General features: G+C 42.0%; 14 protein-coding genes. 5 read left to right on the top strand and 9 right to left on the bottom strand.

Annotated features, from left to right (window positions below):
- Positions 1-17 precede the first annotated feature (17 nt).
- Both P2W73_RS16690 and P2W73_RS16685 read left to right on the top strand, forming a co-directional pair.
- On the top strand, positions 18-476 hold the full coding sequence (locus tag P2W73_RS16690; RefSeq protein ID WP_276503219.1) for a DUF6934 family protein: 459 nt from the start codon (positions 18-20) through the stop codon (positions 474-476).
- 9 nt (positions 477-485) lie between these two features.
- Positions 486-635 carry a hypothetical protein gene (locus tag P2W73_RS16685; RefSeq protein WP_276503218.1) on the top strand — a complete coding sequence of 50 codons (150 nt, stop codon included), beginning with the start codon at positions 486-488 and terminating at the stop codon, positions 633-635.
- A 101-nt stretch (positions 636-736) separates the two neighbouring features.
- On the opposite strand, the gene moaCB is transcribed toward P2W73_RS16685, so the two are convergent.
- The 5 genes from moaCB to P2W73_RS16660 all read right to left on the bottom strand — a co-directional run bounded on the left by moaCB (position 737) and on the right by P2W73_RS16660 (position 4,378).
- Entirely contained in the window at positions 737-1,672 is a 936-nt protein-coding gene (moaCB, locus tag P2W73_RS16680) for a bifunctional molybdenum cofactor biosynthesis protein MoaC/MoaB (RefSeq protein ID WP_276503345.1), read from the bottom strand.
- 340 nt (positions 1,673-2,012) lie between these two features.
- The gene (locus P2W73_RS16675; RefSeq protein WP_276503217.1) at positions 2,013-2,423 is read right to left on the bottom strand and encodes a c-type cytochrome; all 411 of its coding nucleotides are present in this window, start codon (positions 2,421-2,423) and stop codon (positions 2,013-2,015) included.
- Positions 2,424-2,546: 123 nt separating this feature from the next.
- Entirely contained in the window at positions 2,547-2,990 is a 444-nt protein-coding gene (locus P2W73_RS16670) for a molybdenum cofactor biosynthesis protein MoaE (protein WP_276503216.1), read from the bottom strand.
- An 18-nt stretch (positions 2,991-3,008) separates the two neighbouring features.
- A complete protein-coding gene (locus P2W73_RS16665; RefSeq protein ID WP_276503215.1) occupies positions 3,009-4,142 on the bottom strand; it encodes a HesA/MoeB/ThiF family protein in 1,134 nt (377 codons plus the stop codon).
- A 2-nt stretch (positions 4,143-4,144) separates the two neighbouring features.
- Positions 4,145-4,378 (bottom strand): MoaD/ThiS family protein, encoded by a 234-nt coding sequence (locus tag P2W73_RS16660; protein WP_276503214.1) that lies wholly within the window; start codon positions 4,376-4,378, stop codon positions 4,145-4,147.
- A 445-nt stretch (positions 4,379-4,823) separates the two neighbouring features.
- On the opposite strand from P2W73_RS16660, the gene P2W73_RS16655 reads away from it, so the two are divergent.
- The 3 genes from P2W73_RS16655 to P2W73_RS16645 all read left to right on the top strand — a co-directional run bounded on the left by P2W73_RS16655 (position 4,824) and on the right by P2W73_RS16645 (position 12,853).
- Entirely contained in the window at positions 4,824-5,282 is a 459-nt protein-coding gene (locus P2W73_RS16655; RefSeq protein ID WP_276503213.1) for a (2Fe-2S)-binding protein, read from the top strand.
- 124 nt (positions 5,283-5,406) lie between these two features.
- Complete coding sequence (locus tag P2W73_RS16650) at positions 5,407-7,557, top strand: xanthine dehydrogenase family protein molybdopterin-binding subunit (RefSeq protein ID WP_276503212.1); 2,151 nt, start codon at positions 5,407-5,409, stop codon at positions 7,555-7,557.
- A gap of 541 nt (positions 7,558-8,098) precedes the next feature.
- Complete coding sequence (locus P2W73_RS16645; RefSeq protein ID WP_276503211.1) at positions 8,099-12,853, top strand: FG-GAP-like repeat-containing protein; 4,755 nt, start codon at positions 8,099-8,101, stop codon at positions 12,851-12,853.
- A 256-nt stretch (positions 12,854-13,109) separates the two neighbouring features.
- On the opposite strand, the gene P2W73_RS16640 is transcribed toward P2W73_RS16645, so the two are convergent.
- The 4 genes from P2W73_RS16640 to P2W73_RS16625 form a co-directional block, all read right to left on the bottom strand.
- Positions 13,110-14,183, bottom strand: coding sequence for a serine hydrolase domain-containing protein (locus tag P2W73_RS16640; protein ID WP_276503210.1), 1,074 nt, complete (start codon positions 14,181-14,183; stop codon positions 13,110-13,112).
- Between the two features lie 50 nt (positions 14,184-14,233).
- Complete coding sequence (locus tag P2W73_RS16635; protein WP_276503209.1) at positions 14,234-14,788, bottom strand: DinB family protein; 555 nt, start codon at positions 14,786-14,788, stop codon at positions 14,234-14,236.
- 196 nt (positions 14,789-14,984) lie between these two features.
- Positions 14,985-15,644 (bottom strand): DUF4145 domain-containing protein, encoded by a 660-nt coding sequence (locus tag P2W73_RS16630; protein WP_276503208.1) that lies wholly within the window; start codon positions 15,642-15,644, stop codon positions 14,985-14,987.
- A gap of 323 nt (positions 15,645-15,967) precedes the next feature.
- On the bottom strand, positions 15,968-16,699 hold the full coding sequence (locus P2W73_RS16625) for a DUF4435 domain-containing protein (protein WP_276503207.1): 732 nt from the start codon (positions 16,697-16,699) through the stop codon (positions 15,968-15,970).
- Between the last annotated feature and the right edge of the window lie 138 nt (positions 16,700-16,837).

Below are 16,837 nucleotides of genomic sequence, written 5' to 3'. Positions count from 1 at the left end.
ATTAGTAGGTTTATCACATGCAATATGAAAAATATGAAAGCGTAATTGCATCTTCTGATAAATTGGAATTTCAGTTCGAAAGTGAGGGACCTAAGGGGACGATAAAAAAGATGGTTCAGTTTGCGCAAACACAAAATGAGGATATTTATAATCTTGCTTTTGGAAATCTGAATAAAGATGGTTCGATTGATGACGAGACGACAAATGATAATAAGGACCGAAATAAAATTTTGGCTACTGTTGCCGCAACTGTTTACGAGTTTACTGCAAAATACCCTGATAAAATGATTTTCTTTTGTGGCATTACAGCCGAAAGAACAAGGCTCTACCGCATGGCATTGACAGTGAATCTTGAAGAACTGAAAAAGGATTTCCGAATTTATGGCGTATTAAAAGGAATGGACAGTTTCGAAAGGGTTTTATTCAGGAAAGGTGTAGATTATTTCGGCTTTATGGTTAAAAGAAAAAAATTGTAATTTTAGTGCATGAAACAAACAAAAAAACTGAAAGGCGCTGAGGTAGTTGGAGTAAAAGTGAAGGTATCCAAGTCACTGGATAAACTTTCAGGCAAAGTATTATTCCCTGAAAAATTAAAAGCAGCCAATAAAATCATCAGCAAACTAAAGACAAGTTAAACTTTATCTCATAATGAATTAATGCCATCCAATTGGGTGGCATTTTTTTACAGAATGTTTAGCATTGTTTCTGACGTAACAATAGGCTTTAATTTCGGTAGTTAATTATGCCTCATTCCTTCCACCACCCTGAATACATGCAGCAAATAAGGAAACAGTGCATCCATCGTTTCTTCCACGCCTTTGGTAGAGCCGGGCAAGGTGATCACCAGTGTGCTTTTTATAAATCCTGCAATCCCCCTTGACAACATAGCATAAGGCGTTCGTTGCTGACCGTAGCTTCGTGCTGCTTCCATGATGCCCGGAATTTCCCTGTCGAGTAATGGCTGGATGGCTTCCGGTGTTACATCTCTCGGGGAAAGCCCGGTACCACCAGTCAACAAAATAAGGTTATATGCTTCTTCACTCAACTGTTTTACCTTCGCTTGAATTAGTTCAAATTCATCCGGAATGATTTCATACGAAGCTGCAGTCATATTGAGACGTTCCAGTTTCTCGATTATTTTTTGCCCGCTTGTATCCTGTTTTTTTCCATGAAAAACGCCGTCCGAACAAACAATGACTGCCGTTTTCAAATTAGTTGTAGCCTGGTCTTTAAAATCAGTCTTGCCGCCTTTTTTATTTTCCAATCTTATCGTTGAAATTTCAACTCCCTTGTCAATGGGTTTTAGCATGTCATAGATAGTTAAGGCTGTGATGGACGCACCATGCATAGCTTCTACCTCTACACCGGTTTTATAAATAGTATGCACTTCAACTGTAATGATGATTTTCAATTCATCTAGTTCATGTCTGATAGCAGCATATTCAATCGGCAGCGGATGACAGTCGGGAATTACATCACTTGTTTTTTTAATGGCTAACAGTCCTGCTGCTCTTGAAAATTCGAAGATGTCGCCTTTGGGAACTTTTTTATTTTTGATAGCGTCGATGGTCTCCTGCTTTGAAACTGTTACGATTGCCGACGCAATTGCCTGCCTGAGTGTATTTGACTTGTGTGTTATATTAACCATGTTATATTTATACTTTCCGTTGATGAGGGTTAATCTATAAATTGCTTTTTAGGATAACCTAACTTAGATCGCAAAGTCTAATAAATCCTGAATATCCTATTTACTTTTTTGTCTTGACACAAAAAAGTAACAAAAAAATCAAGGCTTCAGAAAAATGCTAAAAATTTTCCTCTCAGGCTAAAATGAAATAGCTCAAGCGGTCGTGCAAAGCCAGACGCCAGAACGACAATGAGCTAAGGATATTGCCATGCAATAGAATAATTATTTCATTTTTTAACGCCTTCCCGGCAAATTTTCTTAACGCATTTTTTCCGAGGCCGGTCTTCAATATTATAGGTGGCTTAAATTAAGTACTCTATTGTTTTTAATTACGCAATGCTTTAACCTGTGCGGGTTTTATAATGCCTGCCACCTTGTTTCCCCAGGAATTACGTACATAATTGAGTACATCGGCTACCTGTTCGTCACTTAAATAAGAAAATGGGAGCATGGGGGTGTTGTACTTTTTCTTGTTCACCACAATTTCACCACTCTGCCCTTCCAAAATAATCCTGATTAAGTTTTTTGAAGGCGACCTGATATAATCGGCTTTTGCAAGCGGGGGATTAATGTCCGGCGTGCCTTTCCCATCTTCCATATGACAGCTCATACAATAGCTTGCATACACTTCTTTACCACGTTCAATACTTTTAGCCAACTCATCGCTTTGAAAAAAAGAACTACCGATAATAAAAATGCAGGGAAGGGTCAAAATAATGCTTACTAGTTTTATCATACAGAGTTATTCTTTTAGTGCGACGACATTTTAATTTAAAACCTCAAACTGTTTTCCAGGATCATTTCTACTGTCAGGTTTCAAAGCCCCCTTTAGGGGTTATTTCCTGAGCTTGCCGAAGGATCAGGGGTTCTCTTTCCATTGGTATGTTTCGTCCTCAAATAATTCTTTTCCCCACACAGGCAGTTCTGCTTTTAATCGTTCAACCGTTTCTTCGCAAGCCTCTATGGCAGCCTTGCGATGCGCAGAGGAGGTGAAAACAAACAGGGAGATTTCTCCGGCGGCTACTTTGCCAAGGCTATGATACACATGCATACAGGTTAGTTGATATTTTGAAAAAATATCTTCTCTTATCACATGCATTTTTTCCAGGGCCATTTCTTCATAGGCGGTGTAATCTATTGCCATCACTTTTTTATCATCAATTACATCGGCCCTTACCTGGCCTAAAAAAATACTATGCCCGCCAATGGCCGTTTGTGAGCTGTGTTTTTGAATACTTTCTGCTACAAAAGCAGCCGTAACCGGCCCTTGTATAAATATGTTCTTTGGTTTTCGATCTTTCATCCGGTTATTTTATATCGTTCATATTTGTTGCGAATGCTGTTGATTTTTCCAATTTACAATGCCTCCTTTCAAGCTATATATTTTTTTAGTGTCACCGAAAATACCGGATAAGAGGGTCACAGCTTTTTTACTCCGCATGCCCGATTGGCAAAACACCACTACCGTTTCCGCTTCAATCGCAGGCGTTGATTCACCAATTTGTTTCAGTGGAATTCTCAGATGATAAAACTCGTTTACTTCCGGCAATTCGTCCAACTCCCGAACATCGATGATGTCAACAGCCTTGTTTTCCCGCAGTTCATCGAATTCATTACTATCAATTTCCGGCACTTCGGTGGCAGAACCACAGAGCCACGCATAATTCATTTTCTTAAAAGCATCTTCGTCTGCTGGAATTAGCGAAGCAGTGTTTTCTCCTGCTGTTAATTTCCATTTATAAACCTGGTTGTTCAAAGCGTTATAAGTAAACAATTGGTTGATCAGCACTTCGCCCATACCGGTTATCAGTTTGATTGTTTCATTGGCCATCATGGTACCAATAATTCCCGGTAATACGCCTAACACGCCTGCCTGTGCACAATTCAATACTTCATCTTCCTTTGGTGGAATTGGGAAAAGATCCCTGTAGTTAACACCACCTATACCCCCCTTTAGGGGACGGGGGCTAAAAACTGCCACCTGTCCTTCAAACTGTGAGATGGCTCCATATACCAAAGGTTTATCTAGTAATACACAGGCATCATTGATCATATAACGGGTCGAAAAATTATCAGTACCATCAACGATGATGTCAAATGATTCAAGGATATCCAGGGCGTTTTCAACAGTTAGCCGCTGATTATAGGTGATGATATTGATGTCCGGATTTAACTGGCGCAAACCCGAAGCTGCCAATTCCGCTTTAGACAGGCCAATATCCTTTACAGTGTACAAGGGTTGCCGGTGAAGATTGGTCAGCGACACTGTATCATCATCAACAATACCGATGGTCCCAACACCCGCAGCCACCAGGTATTGCAATACCGGGCACCCAAGGCCACCTGCACCAATCACCACTACTTTAGCTCCTAGCAGTTTTTGTTGTCCCGCTTCGCCAAATTCCTTTAACAGCACCTGGCGCTGGTATCTTTCCAATGATTTAGTTTCTTTCATTTTTATCCGCCTGAGAAGGGTGGGAGAAGGGCAATAGTGCTTTCTCCTTTTAAAATGGTATTGGTAGTAATTGTTTGTTTATCGACCGCCATGATGTATTTACAATCCGCAAGAGCGGGGTAGCGTTTATTCAATTCATTCACGAGGCTATTGGTATCTTCAATACCCGTAAGTGTAAGTGTGCTGGTGTTTACTATATCAGCCAATTTGCCAAATATCAAAATTCGTATCTGCATATTTACACGAATTTACTTCAGATAACTGTTAAATCAGGTAGTGTACAGATTTTTTACACCCCGTTGCAGTAAATCGTTAATATGAAATCTCTCTTACAATTCTTTATACCTATTTACTTTTTGCCTTGATGCAAAAAGTAACAAAAAAATCAAGGCTTCAGAAAAATGGCTAAAATTTACTGCATTCCGCTACCGAAAACGAGTCTAAAGCCGGGCTTTTGGGCCTTGATGTCACGATGCAGTACATCTTCTTTTGAATAAAACCGGGCAGCGTTTTCGGCTTAACGCTTCATTCCGTAAATTTCTTAACGCCATTTTTCTGAGGCCGTTTCAAACCCCTGGGCGCAGCCTTGCTATATATTTATATATAATTCTAGCCTTTTATACAATTCTGTTTAAAGAGCTATTCGTTTTGACTAACTTCAAACACCCAAAATTTATCGAGATGCCTATTTTCGAATTACAAGTAAATGGAAAAAAATACCAGGCAGATGTAGCAGCCGATACACCGCTCTTATGGGTGCTCAGGGATCACCTCGGTTTGGTTGGAACCAAGTATGGATGCGGAGTTGCCCAATGCGGAGCATGCACGGTACTTCTGGATGCCAACGCCGTGAGGGCTTGTATGCTTCCTGTTTCAGGTGTAAGGACATCAAAAGTCACGACGATCGAAGGCTTGTCGGAAAACGGTGACCATCCTGTGCAGCAGGCGTGGGATGAAGTAGATGTTCCGCAATGTGGTTATTGCCAGGCCGGGCAGATCATGACGGCCGCAGCTTTATTAAAACGAAAGCCAAAACCGACTGCGCAGGAAATAGACGATGCTATGCAGGGCAATATATGCCGCTGCTGTGCTTACCATCGTATTCGTGAAGCGGTACAATTGGCCAGCACCAAAGTATAGCGATCAATAAAATATGAGTTGTCAGTGGTGAATAGTAAGTATGTACTTCCAATAGAACGTTCTCACAACTGGCTACTCAGCACTCATACGAGATACAACTGTCACATTTAAATAACACCAGACCATGACAACCTTGAATAAAACCAACAGAAGAGATTTTCTGAAAATAACTTCAATGACCGGTGGCGGTCTGCTGCTGGGGTTTAGCTGGTTCAGTGCGGAAGCGGGAACTCCTGTGATTATGAATGCCGCCAATGTTGCCGGTGAACTGGAGTTTAATAGTTATCTGTCCATTGCAACAGATGGTGCTATCACTATATTTTCTCCCAATCCCGAGTTGGGTCAAAACATCATGACCTCTTTTCCAATGATTGTGGCGGAAGAACTGGATGCTGACTGGACAAAAGTGAAAGTCGTCCAGGCTCCGCTTGATACGAAAAAATTTGACCGGCAGCTCACGGGCGGAAGCGGCGCCATTCCCCATTCATGGAAAAGATTACGCACTGCCGGTGCTACAGCCAGGCACTTATTAATTGCTGCTGCGGCCAAACGCTGGAATGTTGATGCAGCGGAGTGCACTGCCAGCAATGGTTTTGTGATACATGAAAAAACGGGAAATAAATTCGGTTATAGTGAGTTGGCAGAAGAAGCTTCTAAGATGGTCGTGCCTGCTGATGTTCCTCTCAAGGACCGGAAAGATTTTAAACTGATCGGTAAAGCGATTAAGAATGTAGAAAATAAAAACATCATTACCGGCAAAGGAGTTTTTGGTTTGGATTTTCATCGGGAAGGGATGGTATTAGCCATGATACAACGTCCACCTGCTTTTGGCACAAAAATAAAATCCGTTGATGCGGCTGCGGCCAAAGTGATGCCGGGTATCATCGATGTGGTTACATTCAAAAACAATGTAGCCGTCATTGGTAAATCCACCTGGGAAATCATGAAGGCAAGAAAGACATTGAAAATTGAATACGAAAAAGAAGGCAATACTGAAAGCTCTGCCGATCACGACCAGTTATTTATTTCGCTGCTAAACAGTGACAAGGCAACCGTGCGTAGGAAAGACGGGGATGTGGAAACAGCATTTAAGAACGCTGCTAAAATTATTAAGAGCGAATACCAGTGCCCTTTTGTTCCACACAACCCGATGGAACCGATGAATTTTTTCGCTGATGTACGTGAGGATGTCGTAGAATTAGTAGGGCCTACACAAACACCGGCCAGTGCCCGTACTGCTGTATCAAAATTGTTGAATATACCGGAAGATAAAATTACCGTAACGATCACCCGGCTGGGTGGCGGCTTTGGAAGACGGTTAAAATTCGATTATGTATTGGAAGCCGCAGAATTATCAAGCATGATTAAAAAGCCTGTTAAGGTAATTTGGTCGCGGGAAGATGATATGATGGGTGGTAGTTACCGCCCCGCTGTTCGTTATCGTTTTGAAGCGGCGTTGGATGATAAAGGAAATATGGTTGGCTATAAACTAAGAGGTGTTGGTATCAATCAAAATAACTCAACAAGAGAAAATAATTTTCCTTCAGGCGCAGTTGATAATTTGCTCATCGATACCGTCGAACATGTTTCTCTCATTACTACAGGTGCATGGCGGGCACCGGTTACTAATTTTTTAGCCTTTGCGGAACAAAGCTTTTTAGATGAAGTGGCCTGGACTGCGGGAAAAGATCCCGTGCAATTCAGGTTAGATCTTTTGCAAAAGGCAAAAACGAATCCTGTCGGCCAGACCTGGTATAATGTCAACAGGATGGAAACAGTGATCAAAGAGGCGGCTGAAAAAGCAGGATGGGGAAAACAAAAAGGAGTTTCACAGGGGTTCAGTGTTTACTTCTCTCATTCATCTTATGTGGCACAGGTTTGTGATGTAATAATGAAAGAGGGGAAGCCGGTTGTTAAAAAGATTGTCGCTGTGTGCGATTGCGGTGAGGTCATTAATAAAAGCGGGGCATTGCAGCAGGTGATGGGCGGCATCGTTGATGGGTACGGACATGCGATGTATGGCAAACTAACTTTTAAAGATGGAGCGCCGGCACAAAATAATTTTGGTGCCTATCGCCTTATCCGCATGAAAGAAGTTCCGGAGATAGAAGCGCATTTTATTGATAATGGAATAGATCCCACCGGCCTGGGTGAGCCGGCCCTGCCGCCAACCGGCGGAGCCGTTGCCAATGCAATCTTTAAGGCAACAGGCAAGCGTTTAAAGAATCAGCCATTTATTGATGAGCCGCTGTTTAAGCCGGCGAAAGGATTTTGATGGGGCCTATTTACGACAAATCGAAACGGAAACGTCCTGCTATGTCATCGTACCTTATTGTAAAAATTATTTAGCCCTCAGCAGTTATTTCATGGCATCGCCTTGCGCTCCGTTCGAGGGGTCAGTAATTCTGCTCAACAATTCGCATGAAGCGAAAGAATAAGGTTGCGAAATTGCAAGTTTCTCAGAGCTAAGGGGACGAATTTCTTTCACATCACTGCCACTGAATTTAATTCGATTGCTGGTGAGAAATACCAGCAACGGCGTAATTGACAACAAATAAGCTTTGCATGTTTACTTTTTTTTATTGATATTTACCCGCATTTTATCCAATCTCTTCTGTAGCCTCCAATTCAGTTTCATATGTTCGACCAGGTCCCGTTTTCGGGCTGAACTTTTATTACCTGATTGTCATTGTCCCTTTATTTTAATACCAAACGCTGCTATGGTGCATTTACTATCATTGCCTGTTAAAAGATCTGTCCAGTTTCTTTTTTTTCTTTTTGTTTTTCAGCATTCTTTTCTTGGCGCAAGCGGCCAAATGCGTCAAATATTCCTAGACAATAGCGAGCCAGACAACCATTTATATAAGCTGAGTTTCTATTCCGCATCGGAAGGATACGTTGGATTTGATGACTGGGTTGGTTATACACTGGACAGCGGCAGGACATTCACCCGGAAATATATAACGCTCTATAATGTAGATTATGGATTCTACAGCGTAAACCTCACTTTTGGATTTGGACTCAGCGGCGTGAAAGCGTTTGACAAGAATACTTTGATCGCCTATGGTGATTATGGTTTGATACCCGCAATATTGTATTCAAGTAACGGAGGCAACACCTGGAAGCTCGTTTACCATTCCCGACTCGACCCGTGGAGTTTTCCTGGCCCTATTACGGATATGGTGTTCCCTGAGAATAATACGATAGGATTTGCTGTCGAGGGCGATAGGGTGATCAAAACGACTGACGGCGGGCTGAGTTGGCCGGTGATTAGTACACAGCTTGGCAGCTATTTCACAAACATCCAGGCAATAAACAATTTGATTTTATTTGCCTTTAGCACTGAGTATAAATCTAACAAATTGCTGAAATCTATTAATGGTGGAATAAACTGGTATCCTTTAACAATTCCTGCCGGGAAGATTACGAGTGCTTACTTCCTTACGAAAGATATTGGATGGATGACTACGTATGGTCAAAATAACGATGAATATGTTTACAAAACGGCCAACGGCGGATCATTCTGGTCGCTTCAGAATGATCCTGTCATCACACCATTTAGCTGTTTCAAAATGAAATTTTTTAATGACAAGCTAGGTTATGCTCTCGCGGGTCCTCAAAATACGGTTTGCAAAACAACAGACGGCGGTAAAATATGGGAACCTCTGCCACGTGACAATAACTTTGTGTATCTGGGGTACTCGCACAACGATCTTCATTTTTGGGATAGTACACAATTCTGGGCCGGTGGCGGTCATGGTTTTCTTGAAATTACAAATAATGGAGGCGGCAATTCAATGCCCAAAGCGTTTTTTAAAATCGACACAGCCGAAGTAACTCCCGCCCTAAAAGTGAAGCTTATAAACTATTCCAGGACCGAGTACCAGTACAAGTGGTATGTAAATAATGTTTTTATCAGCAATAATTATAACACCTCCTATCAACATGCGATCAATAGTATCATCGACACCGTGAAGTTGATTGCCAGTAATGGCAGCCAGTCAGACACGATGGTAAAGTACCAGCGATTCAATCCGCCGTTGCAGCCTGCCATGACGTCTTTTTATCCGTCGACAGGAAGTACCGGTACAGCCGTGACGATAACCGGAAGCAATCTTAGTAGCATTCTCGATGTAAGTTTCGGAGGAACCAAGGCCGCTTCGTTAACTATAGTGTCAGCGAATAAGATCATTGCGATAGTTGGGGGTGGCGCAAGCGGAAACATAACGATCAGTAATCTGTTTAGTACTCTCATAAAGCCCGGTTTTACTTATATACCGCCGCCCGCAGCAAATCCGCCCCGGATCAATTCTTTTACACCTGCCTCGGGTCCTGTCGGTACGGTCGTTACAATCAATGGTTCCAACTTTGATCCTTTGCCAGCTAACAATCTCGTCTTTTTTGGATCAGCAAGAGCCGTAGTGTCGTCAGCTAGTGCCACCCGACTTACATGCACCGTGCCGACAGGAGCAAGCTTTATTCCGCCGTGTGTGTTAAATACAATTACAAAACTAACAGGGCATGCGGCAAAGCCATTCCACGTGACGTTTGCGAATGGCGGCGCCAGCTTTACACGAACTTCCTTTAAACATATGCTCACTGTCAATTACGGCCCAGAAGGTATGTCTCCGGGTTATGTGGCAGGTACCGATCTTGACGGTGACGGCAAACCCGAGCTGATGGTTTCGTCAGCCACTGGATATGGCTCACTTGGCATATATCGCAATACCAGTACGGTTGAAAATTTTTCATTTGCTCCAATTATAAGACTCGACTCTGTGTATGGGTTCGGGTATGCACCGTTTAATACCGGCGACCTTGATGGTGATGGAAAGAAAGAAATAGTAACCAACGCTGGCGGTGGTAGCCTCTCAGCGTACCTAAATACCAGTACGCCGGGTACAATCAGTTTCCAGTCTGGTGCGCTTTTACCACAAACCAATGGCTCAAATGAAATTTATATTGAAGACATTGACCTGGACGGCCGGAATGATGTTGCTGTAGGGGGGTATAATTATGGTAAGATCGCGGTAATGCGCAACACAAGCTCAATCGGCCAACTTTCTTTTGCTTCAAAGGTGGAATTGGATGGAAACGGTACATCCATACGCATGGCAGTTGGCGACCTTGACGATGATGGGAAAAAAGATATTGTGGGCATGATCGACAAGACAAATAATCTCACCTTCAGTTTCTTTAAAAATACTAGTGCGGTGGGCCAAATTAGTTTTGCATCAAGTGTTGACGTTGTGCTTCCCGACTCTCGATTTCAGGGGAGAGATATCAGGCTCTGTGACTATGATGGCGATGATAAGCTCGATGTGATCATCCTTACAGACCGTAACTATCACATCTTCCGTAACACAAGTATGGGAGGAATGATTTCCTTTTCTGAACCTGTAACTTATCCAATAGACGGAAGAGGCCAGGGAGGTACAGTTGACAATCTCAACGGAGATAACAAACCTGACCTGCTAAGAGGTAGTTGGGGTGATAGATATTATTGGCTTTACAAAAACATATCCCTTCCAGGTACGATTTCTATTGAACCGCCTGTCAAAATTGAAGGCCCATATCCCTATAATATTGTACCCTATTACACCAATACTGCCGATTTCAACCTTGATGGAAAAACGGACATGATCCTTTCTGGGTCTGCAGACAAAATGGTATCCGTTTATAGAAACATCATGGGAGATGACATCATTACAGCTACGTGTGAGGGGGCAGACCTCAACTTATACGCAGGCGTTAACGGCACAAACTTCCAATGGCAGGTGGATAGTGGAAATGGCTTCAGTAACGTCAATGATAATGGCAATTATTCGGGCACCCAAACTGCAGCAATGACAATCAGCAAAACTCCATTGACATGGAATAATCATAGATATCGTTGCCGTGTTGATGGAAACTATTCCAGTGTATTCCTGCTACAGGTGGCTCCATCGGTTAACCCAAAAGTAACGATCAGCACCGCCAGCACCACAGTATGCGGTGGCAGCGGTATTACGTTTACAGCACAGGTTGCAAATCCTGGGGCTAACTCCGTTTACAGGTGGGAGAAAAATGGTGTGTCGGTTGGCAATAATTCAAACAGTTATGTGACATCTACATTAAACAATAATGACCGGGTGCGTGTCATTTATTCTAGCTACGGAGGTTGCTCCATTCTTACTAGAGATACAAGCAATGTTATCACCATGACAGTTACGGGCGGCATTCCATCGGTGTCTATTACTGCAACCACCACAGTGATCTGTGGTGACGGCACCTCAACTTTTACCGCCACACCTGTCTATGCGGGCACAGCACCATCCTACCAATGGCAAATCAACGGTGTGAATGCCGGTACCAACAGCACCAGCTTTACCCCCGCATCGCTGAACAACGGCGATGTAGTGAAAGTAATCATGACAGCTGTGGGTAGCTGCGCAGTTTCACCTGTAAACAGCAATTCAATTTCGATGGTAGTAAAACCGAAAGTCACACCCGCTGTTTCAATCAGTGCGCCTTCTGCATCCATTTGCGCAGGTGCTGCGCTAACGTTTACCGCAGCACCTATTAACGGGGGAAGCACACCCGCCTATCAATGGCAAATAAACGGTGTGAACACGGGAACCAACACGCCTTTTTATACAACCTCTGCTTTGACTAATAACGACCAGGTACAAGTCGTCTTGACAAGCGATGTAGGCTGCGTTACCGGTCCTTCGGCTACCAGCAATACAATCACCATTTCGGTAACAGAAGCTGTCACACCTACGGTGAATATCACCACACCGTCTCCTACTATTTGCGCGGGCGCCAATACTACATTTACTGCTGTTTCTGTCGATGGAGGCACGGCTCCGGTTTATCAATGGCAGGTTAACGATGCGAATGCAGGTACAAATAGCTCAACATTCAGTTCGAATTCCCTGCCGGATCAGGCGCAGGTAAAAGTGATCATGACCAGCAATTCAGCATGTGCCACGTCAACAACAGCAATCAGTAATATAATTACTGTTACTATTAGCCCGCCAGCAGCACCGGCGTCGTTGACCATTTCAGGAAATACAACCGTGCCTGCAGGACAGGCATCTAACATCACAGCAGCTGCATTAAATGGAGGTACAGCGCCGCTTTACCAGTGGCAGGACAGTTCCGAAACACATTCGTGGCAGGACGTTCCGTTTGCAGAAAGGTCTACCATAGATTATATACCACCGCACACGGGAGCGAAACTCCGTTGCCGGTTCACCAGTATGGCTGCGTGTATCGTTGAGCCAACCGTTTTCAGTAATGTGCTGGGGTTTACCGTTACCACCAACAGGCCCGCAAACAGTACGGCCCCCCGAATCTATCCCAACCCGGTTACCACGACATTCACGATTGATTCGTTACGATTAACGGACAACTGGCAATCACTGGAAATCGCCTCCATGGATGGAAAGCATAAGCTGTTAACAATGGATATCAGGAATCAAACCCGTGGATCAGTGGATGTAGCTAACCTGCCTGCGGGTCTTTACCTGGTAATTCTAAGAAGCAAAACCGGGGAAACAGTTTATATGAGGTTTATGAAAGGATAATGCCGGCGCCATAGTGCGTGTCCTCACTATAGCCGTCACTTAAGGAATAAATAATTATTATAATCTGTAAAACGACAAAGCCATGCACCGCTGCTTTTGTCACCGATAGATTTTAAAATTATCTTTGCCAGTAATCATTTTTTTACGTTCATTCAGGGTCTTACGTCTTCAACAATCAGAAACGGTCTCACCGGGGTTTAGCCAAAGCCAACCCCGGTGTGTAGGCCACTACAACAATCTTAGCGGTGGTTTATTTTTATCGTTTTTGAGCACTTACTAGTTTATCGAGGATTCTTAAATAAATATCTGTTGGTACCTGGCGTTCATAATCATACTTGGTTTTATGAGCAACTACCAGGTCAAGCTTAGGAATGATGGTAATAAACTGTCCAAAAGCGCCGCTTGCTGTATATGCTCCTTCATAGATGCCCTTGTTATAGGGCGTGTCCCAAACCCACCATAAAAAACCATAGCCAAAGTGAAAGTAAGCAGTCTTGTTATGCTCCGACTCTCTATAGGTAGTAACCGGCAAAGTAGTTGTTGTTACCCAGCTTGCAGGCAAGACTTGTTGAGTCTTCCATTTTCCTTTTCTAAGCATCAGGTAACCAAGCCTGGCCATATCACGGGTGGAAAACCACATGTGATAGGCAAGGTATTTTGACCTTGTCGTGTCACCGGTTTTCCGTTGTGTTTCTTTTTTCCAATCCTGCATTTGCAGCGGCTTTGCCAAAATAGAATCCGTAAGATCATAAATGTTTTTACCGGTTTGCTGCTCAAGAATATAACCTGCTATATTAAAATCCCAGTTATTATACAGCCAAAAACTACCTGGTTGAACACTACCTCTTTCAGGCGCCATAGAGGAGGCATCTCCCTCATTGCTTGCAGGGTGATATACTCCGGAACGGGCAGTAAGTAAATCTTTTATCGTTGCTCTCTTTTCAACAGGCAACAAACCACCAATATCATCAAGTCCCAATTGGTTTATTGTCCTGTCAAGCTTAATTGTTCCATTTTCCACAAAGGGGCCGTAAAGCATAGAAAGGACACTTTTTCTACAGGATGCCAGGTAGCTTAGTTCCTGGATGTCTCCAAATTCAAAAAGCACTTTACCTTTTTGAACTACCAGCATTCCTGTTGTGTGGGCACTATCTATTATAAAGCCTCGTAGTTGTTTCAGCTTATCTGCGTCCCAACCATATTCAGTTGGACTTGTTATTTTCTCCCAAACGCTGTCCGGATATACTTCAACAGAGCTTTTAAGTGTTTTTGATGTTTGAGCAAGAGTAAAAACTGGGAATAGTAAACTAAGGAGTAAGAGCTTCTGCATATAAATGTGTTGGCGGGTTGAGGGTAGACCCCGAAAGAACTGAAGCAATTTTATTTATCACTAATTGTTGGTGGTGGAATAATTCCGCACATTCTGAGATAGATGGCCATTTGACCATAATGTTCATTAGCGTGTGTCAGAGCATAAAAGGCAAGGTCAAGTCTTGGCAATTTTCTCCATCTAAAGTCAATCATGTCCATTGCATTTTGATTTGTCAATGTTGAAATTGCTTTACGCCCAATCGCAAAAGAGTTTTTAAGGTATTCAATAATATCCTTTTTGGCTTTAATACTTTTAGGACCGTTTACATCTTCGATGTCAGCACGCACTGAGTCGCCAGTGATTACACTCCAAATAAGAATATTGTCAGTCGCTAAATGCATGATTTGTCCCGCAAAGGTTCGACTTCCTTTAAAGTCGCTGTTCTGTATATGAAGGTTTTCAGGTGTGAAATTAAATTTGTCTTCTGGCATAGCTTCAGCAGTCGTCAAAATATCGCTTTCGATTTTATTAAACTGTCTTTCGATTGCAGAAGTAATGGACTGTTGTCCAAGACATGTAGTAATGAAGGTAAGATAGAAGACAAAAAAGCTTATTAGTTTCATATGATTGGTCATAATTTATATGGCAGATGAATTATTAGTCGTATTACAGCCAACATGTATATTGATGTATTATGCGCTATGGCCACTCAAAATACTAAATATTCGAGGTCAATAAAATCGGATGAGACGGTTTCCAATTCGCCGGGGGCTGCGGCTAAACACCAGTCTATTCACGGCAAACCCCCAATGGACATAATTAACTGTCTCTTTTTTCAATACCGTTTCTGATGCCTTCAGGAATATTCTTTTCATAGAACTCTTGAATTTTCTTTGGTTGGCTAATTAGAACTTCACAAATAACATTTACAAAGCCGAATAAAGCATATGCAATTTCAATTCTATCATTCAAATCAATTGTCCCAGGATGAACAGCGTTGTTGCCAACAACCCGAACACTGTCAAGAGCCTGTTGCATTGTCTTTGGTAAACCCTTTTTTACAAGACTTTCAATGTCGTCATTTATATTTTTACCTTTCTCTCCTAAGTGTATGCAAAGCTTTTGTACAGCAAGTCGTAACAAAGCTGCTGCACCTCTGGGTGAAATATTTACAATGTCTTTCGCTTCGTTGTAGTCGTTTTTTATGTCATCTGGCAAGTCAGGATTTGCCATTTCAACATTACCTGTCAATGGATAGACCATTTTGTCTAATAGCCAAATTGAAATGTCATTACAATGGCTGCATCGTGCAGCTAAATATTTTACCAACCGAAACGAAGCCAGATGAGTTTGTCCACCGTGGGGCGGAACGTAGGGATATTGTCCAGATACATTGTCTGACCAAGTTTGCTCCGACAACACACCACAATGTGGGCAGTGAAATGATTTTTGCTTTAAGGTTGGTGGGATATGTTTCATTATGTATGGTGGGTCTTAAAATTACATACAACACGTAGATTTATATTATGCTATGTTATTACTCTAAAATACTAAATCTTGCTATTCAGCCAAGTAGTATTATACATTTTATACCTGCCTGCCGGTAGGCAAGTTGTTTATAGCGCCAATGCAATTGCCACGTTAGACAGATTTTTCACCTGACCGCAAAGGACCTGGATAATATTTGAACACTTTCCTTTACGCCGGGGTTGCAGCTAAACACCAATCTAGTTATGGCAAAACCCGTCGGGACCGCTTACTTATTTGGCGGGTTGAGGTAAACCCCGGAAGGACTGGAATATTTATGTTGGCAGCTGTAATTCTTCCTTAATTTTCATGATTATGTTACGCACTAAATTATTCTCATTACATTTTAAGCAGACTTCCATCAGAGATGACTTCTTATGTTTAATAGGTCTATTTTTGTCACAAAGAATTAAGAACAATAAACTAAAGAGAGATTTGCCTCTAATTAAGAGTTGATAAGATCCTGTTAATTGATTAATTGTCTCAGATACATCGAAGCCGCAGTTATTAGTTTTAATCAAATCAAAAGCTGTATCCAATATTTGATTAGGATGATACCTCAATTCAGAGTCTATTCCCCGTTTAACCTTTTCAACATCGTGGCTATAGTACATTATAAAATTAGCCAGTCCTTTTTGAAACTTAATTTTTTCAGGCTCAGTTAACAAAGCCTCTAGATATCCTCCAAAGTAAAGGTCATTTTCTATACTATATCCACTTGTCCAAATAATGTCTTTATACTTATCTGGAACTTCTCTATAAACAAATTTATCCTTATCAGCAATAAATAAAAGTTTGATATCATTAATTTCATGCTTCTTTTCAAAAATATCAAGTAGTGTATCTCTTCCGTCACAAGGAAGTAAGTCAAAACTGCAATCTGAAGTAAGTTCATTCTCAATCCAACGATAAATAGAAGCATCTTCTTTACCTTCTACTAATATGGTATTAAGACTACTTTTTTTCAGATACGCTAATAATTCTTCCTTTGTTAGTGTTATTGCCATGGGTACTTAATTAGGGTTTGCTGATTTTGTATCAAAGCCTTGCCCATGTTGAAGTTTGGTTAATTTAGATTAACCAAAGTGCAAGGAAAAATGGCAAAAGCGAAAAAAAACCGTGCATCTAAAACTAGATATGTCAGT

It is taken from the genome of Terrimonas pollutisoli (genome assembly GCF_029360765.1).
Taxonomy (GTDB): domain Bacteria; phylum Bacteroidota; class Bacteroidia; order Chitinophagales; family Chitinophagaceae; genus Terrimonas_B; species Terrimonas_B pollutisoli.
The sequence above is the reverse complement of the archived record's forward strand: the minus strand, read 5'-3'. Positions and strand labels throughout refer to the sequence as shown.

Coding starts and splice junctions, on each gene's coding strand:
- P2W73_RS16690 (WP_276503219.1), top strand. CDS start 18: ATGCAATATGAAAAATATGAAAGCGTAATTGCATCTTCTGATAAATTG.
- P2W73_RS16685 (WP_276503218.1), top strand. CDS start 486: ATGAAACAAACAAAAAAACTGAAAGGCGCTGAGGTAGTTGGAGTAAAA.
- P2W73_RS16675 (WP_276503217.1), bottom strand. CDS start 2,423: ATGATAAAACTAGTAAGCATTATTTTGACCCTTCCCTGCATTTTTATT.
- P2W73_RS16670 (WP_276503216.1), bottom strand. CDS start 2,990: ATGAAAGATCGAAAACCAAAGAACATATTTATACAAGGGCCGGTTACG.
- P2W73_RS16665 (WP_276503215.1), bottom strand. CDS start 4,142: ATGAAAGAAACTAAATCATTGGAAAGATACCAGCGCCAGGTGCTGTTA.
- P2W73_RS16660 (WP_276503214.1), bottom strand. CDS start 4,378: ATGCAGATACGAATTTTGATATTTGGCAAATTGGCTGATATAGTAAAC.
- P2W73_RS16655 (WP_276503213.1), top strand. CDS start 4,824: ATGCCTATTTTCGAATTACAAGTAAATGGAAAAAAATACCAGGCAGAT.
- P2W73_RS16650 (WP_276503212.1), top strand. CDS start 5,407: ATGACAACCTTGAATAAAACCAACAGAAGAGATTTTCTGAAAATAACT.
- P2W73_RS16645 (WP_276503211.1), top strand. CDS start 8,099: ATGCGTCAAATATTCCTAGACAATAGCGAGCCAGACAACCATTTATAT.
- P2W73_RS16640 (WP_276503210.1), bottom strand. CDS start 14,183: ATGCAGAAGCTCTTACTCCTTAGTTTACTATTCCCAGTTTTTACTCTT.
- P2W73_RS16635 (WP_276503209.1), bottom strand. CDS start 14,788: ATGAAACTAATAAGCTTTTTTGTCTTCTATCTTACCTTCATTACTACA.
- P2W73_RS16630 (WP_276503208.1), bottom strand. CDS start 15,644: ATGAAACATATCCCACCAACCTTAAAGCAAAAATCATTTCACTGCCCA.
- P2W73_RS16625 (WP_276503207.1), bottom strand. CDS start 16,699: ATGGCAATAACACTAACAAAGGAAGAATTATTAGCGTATCTGAAAAAA.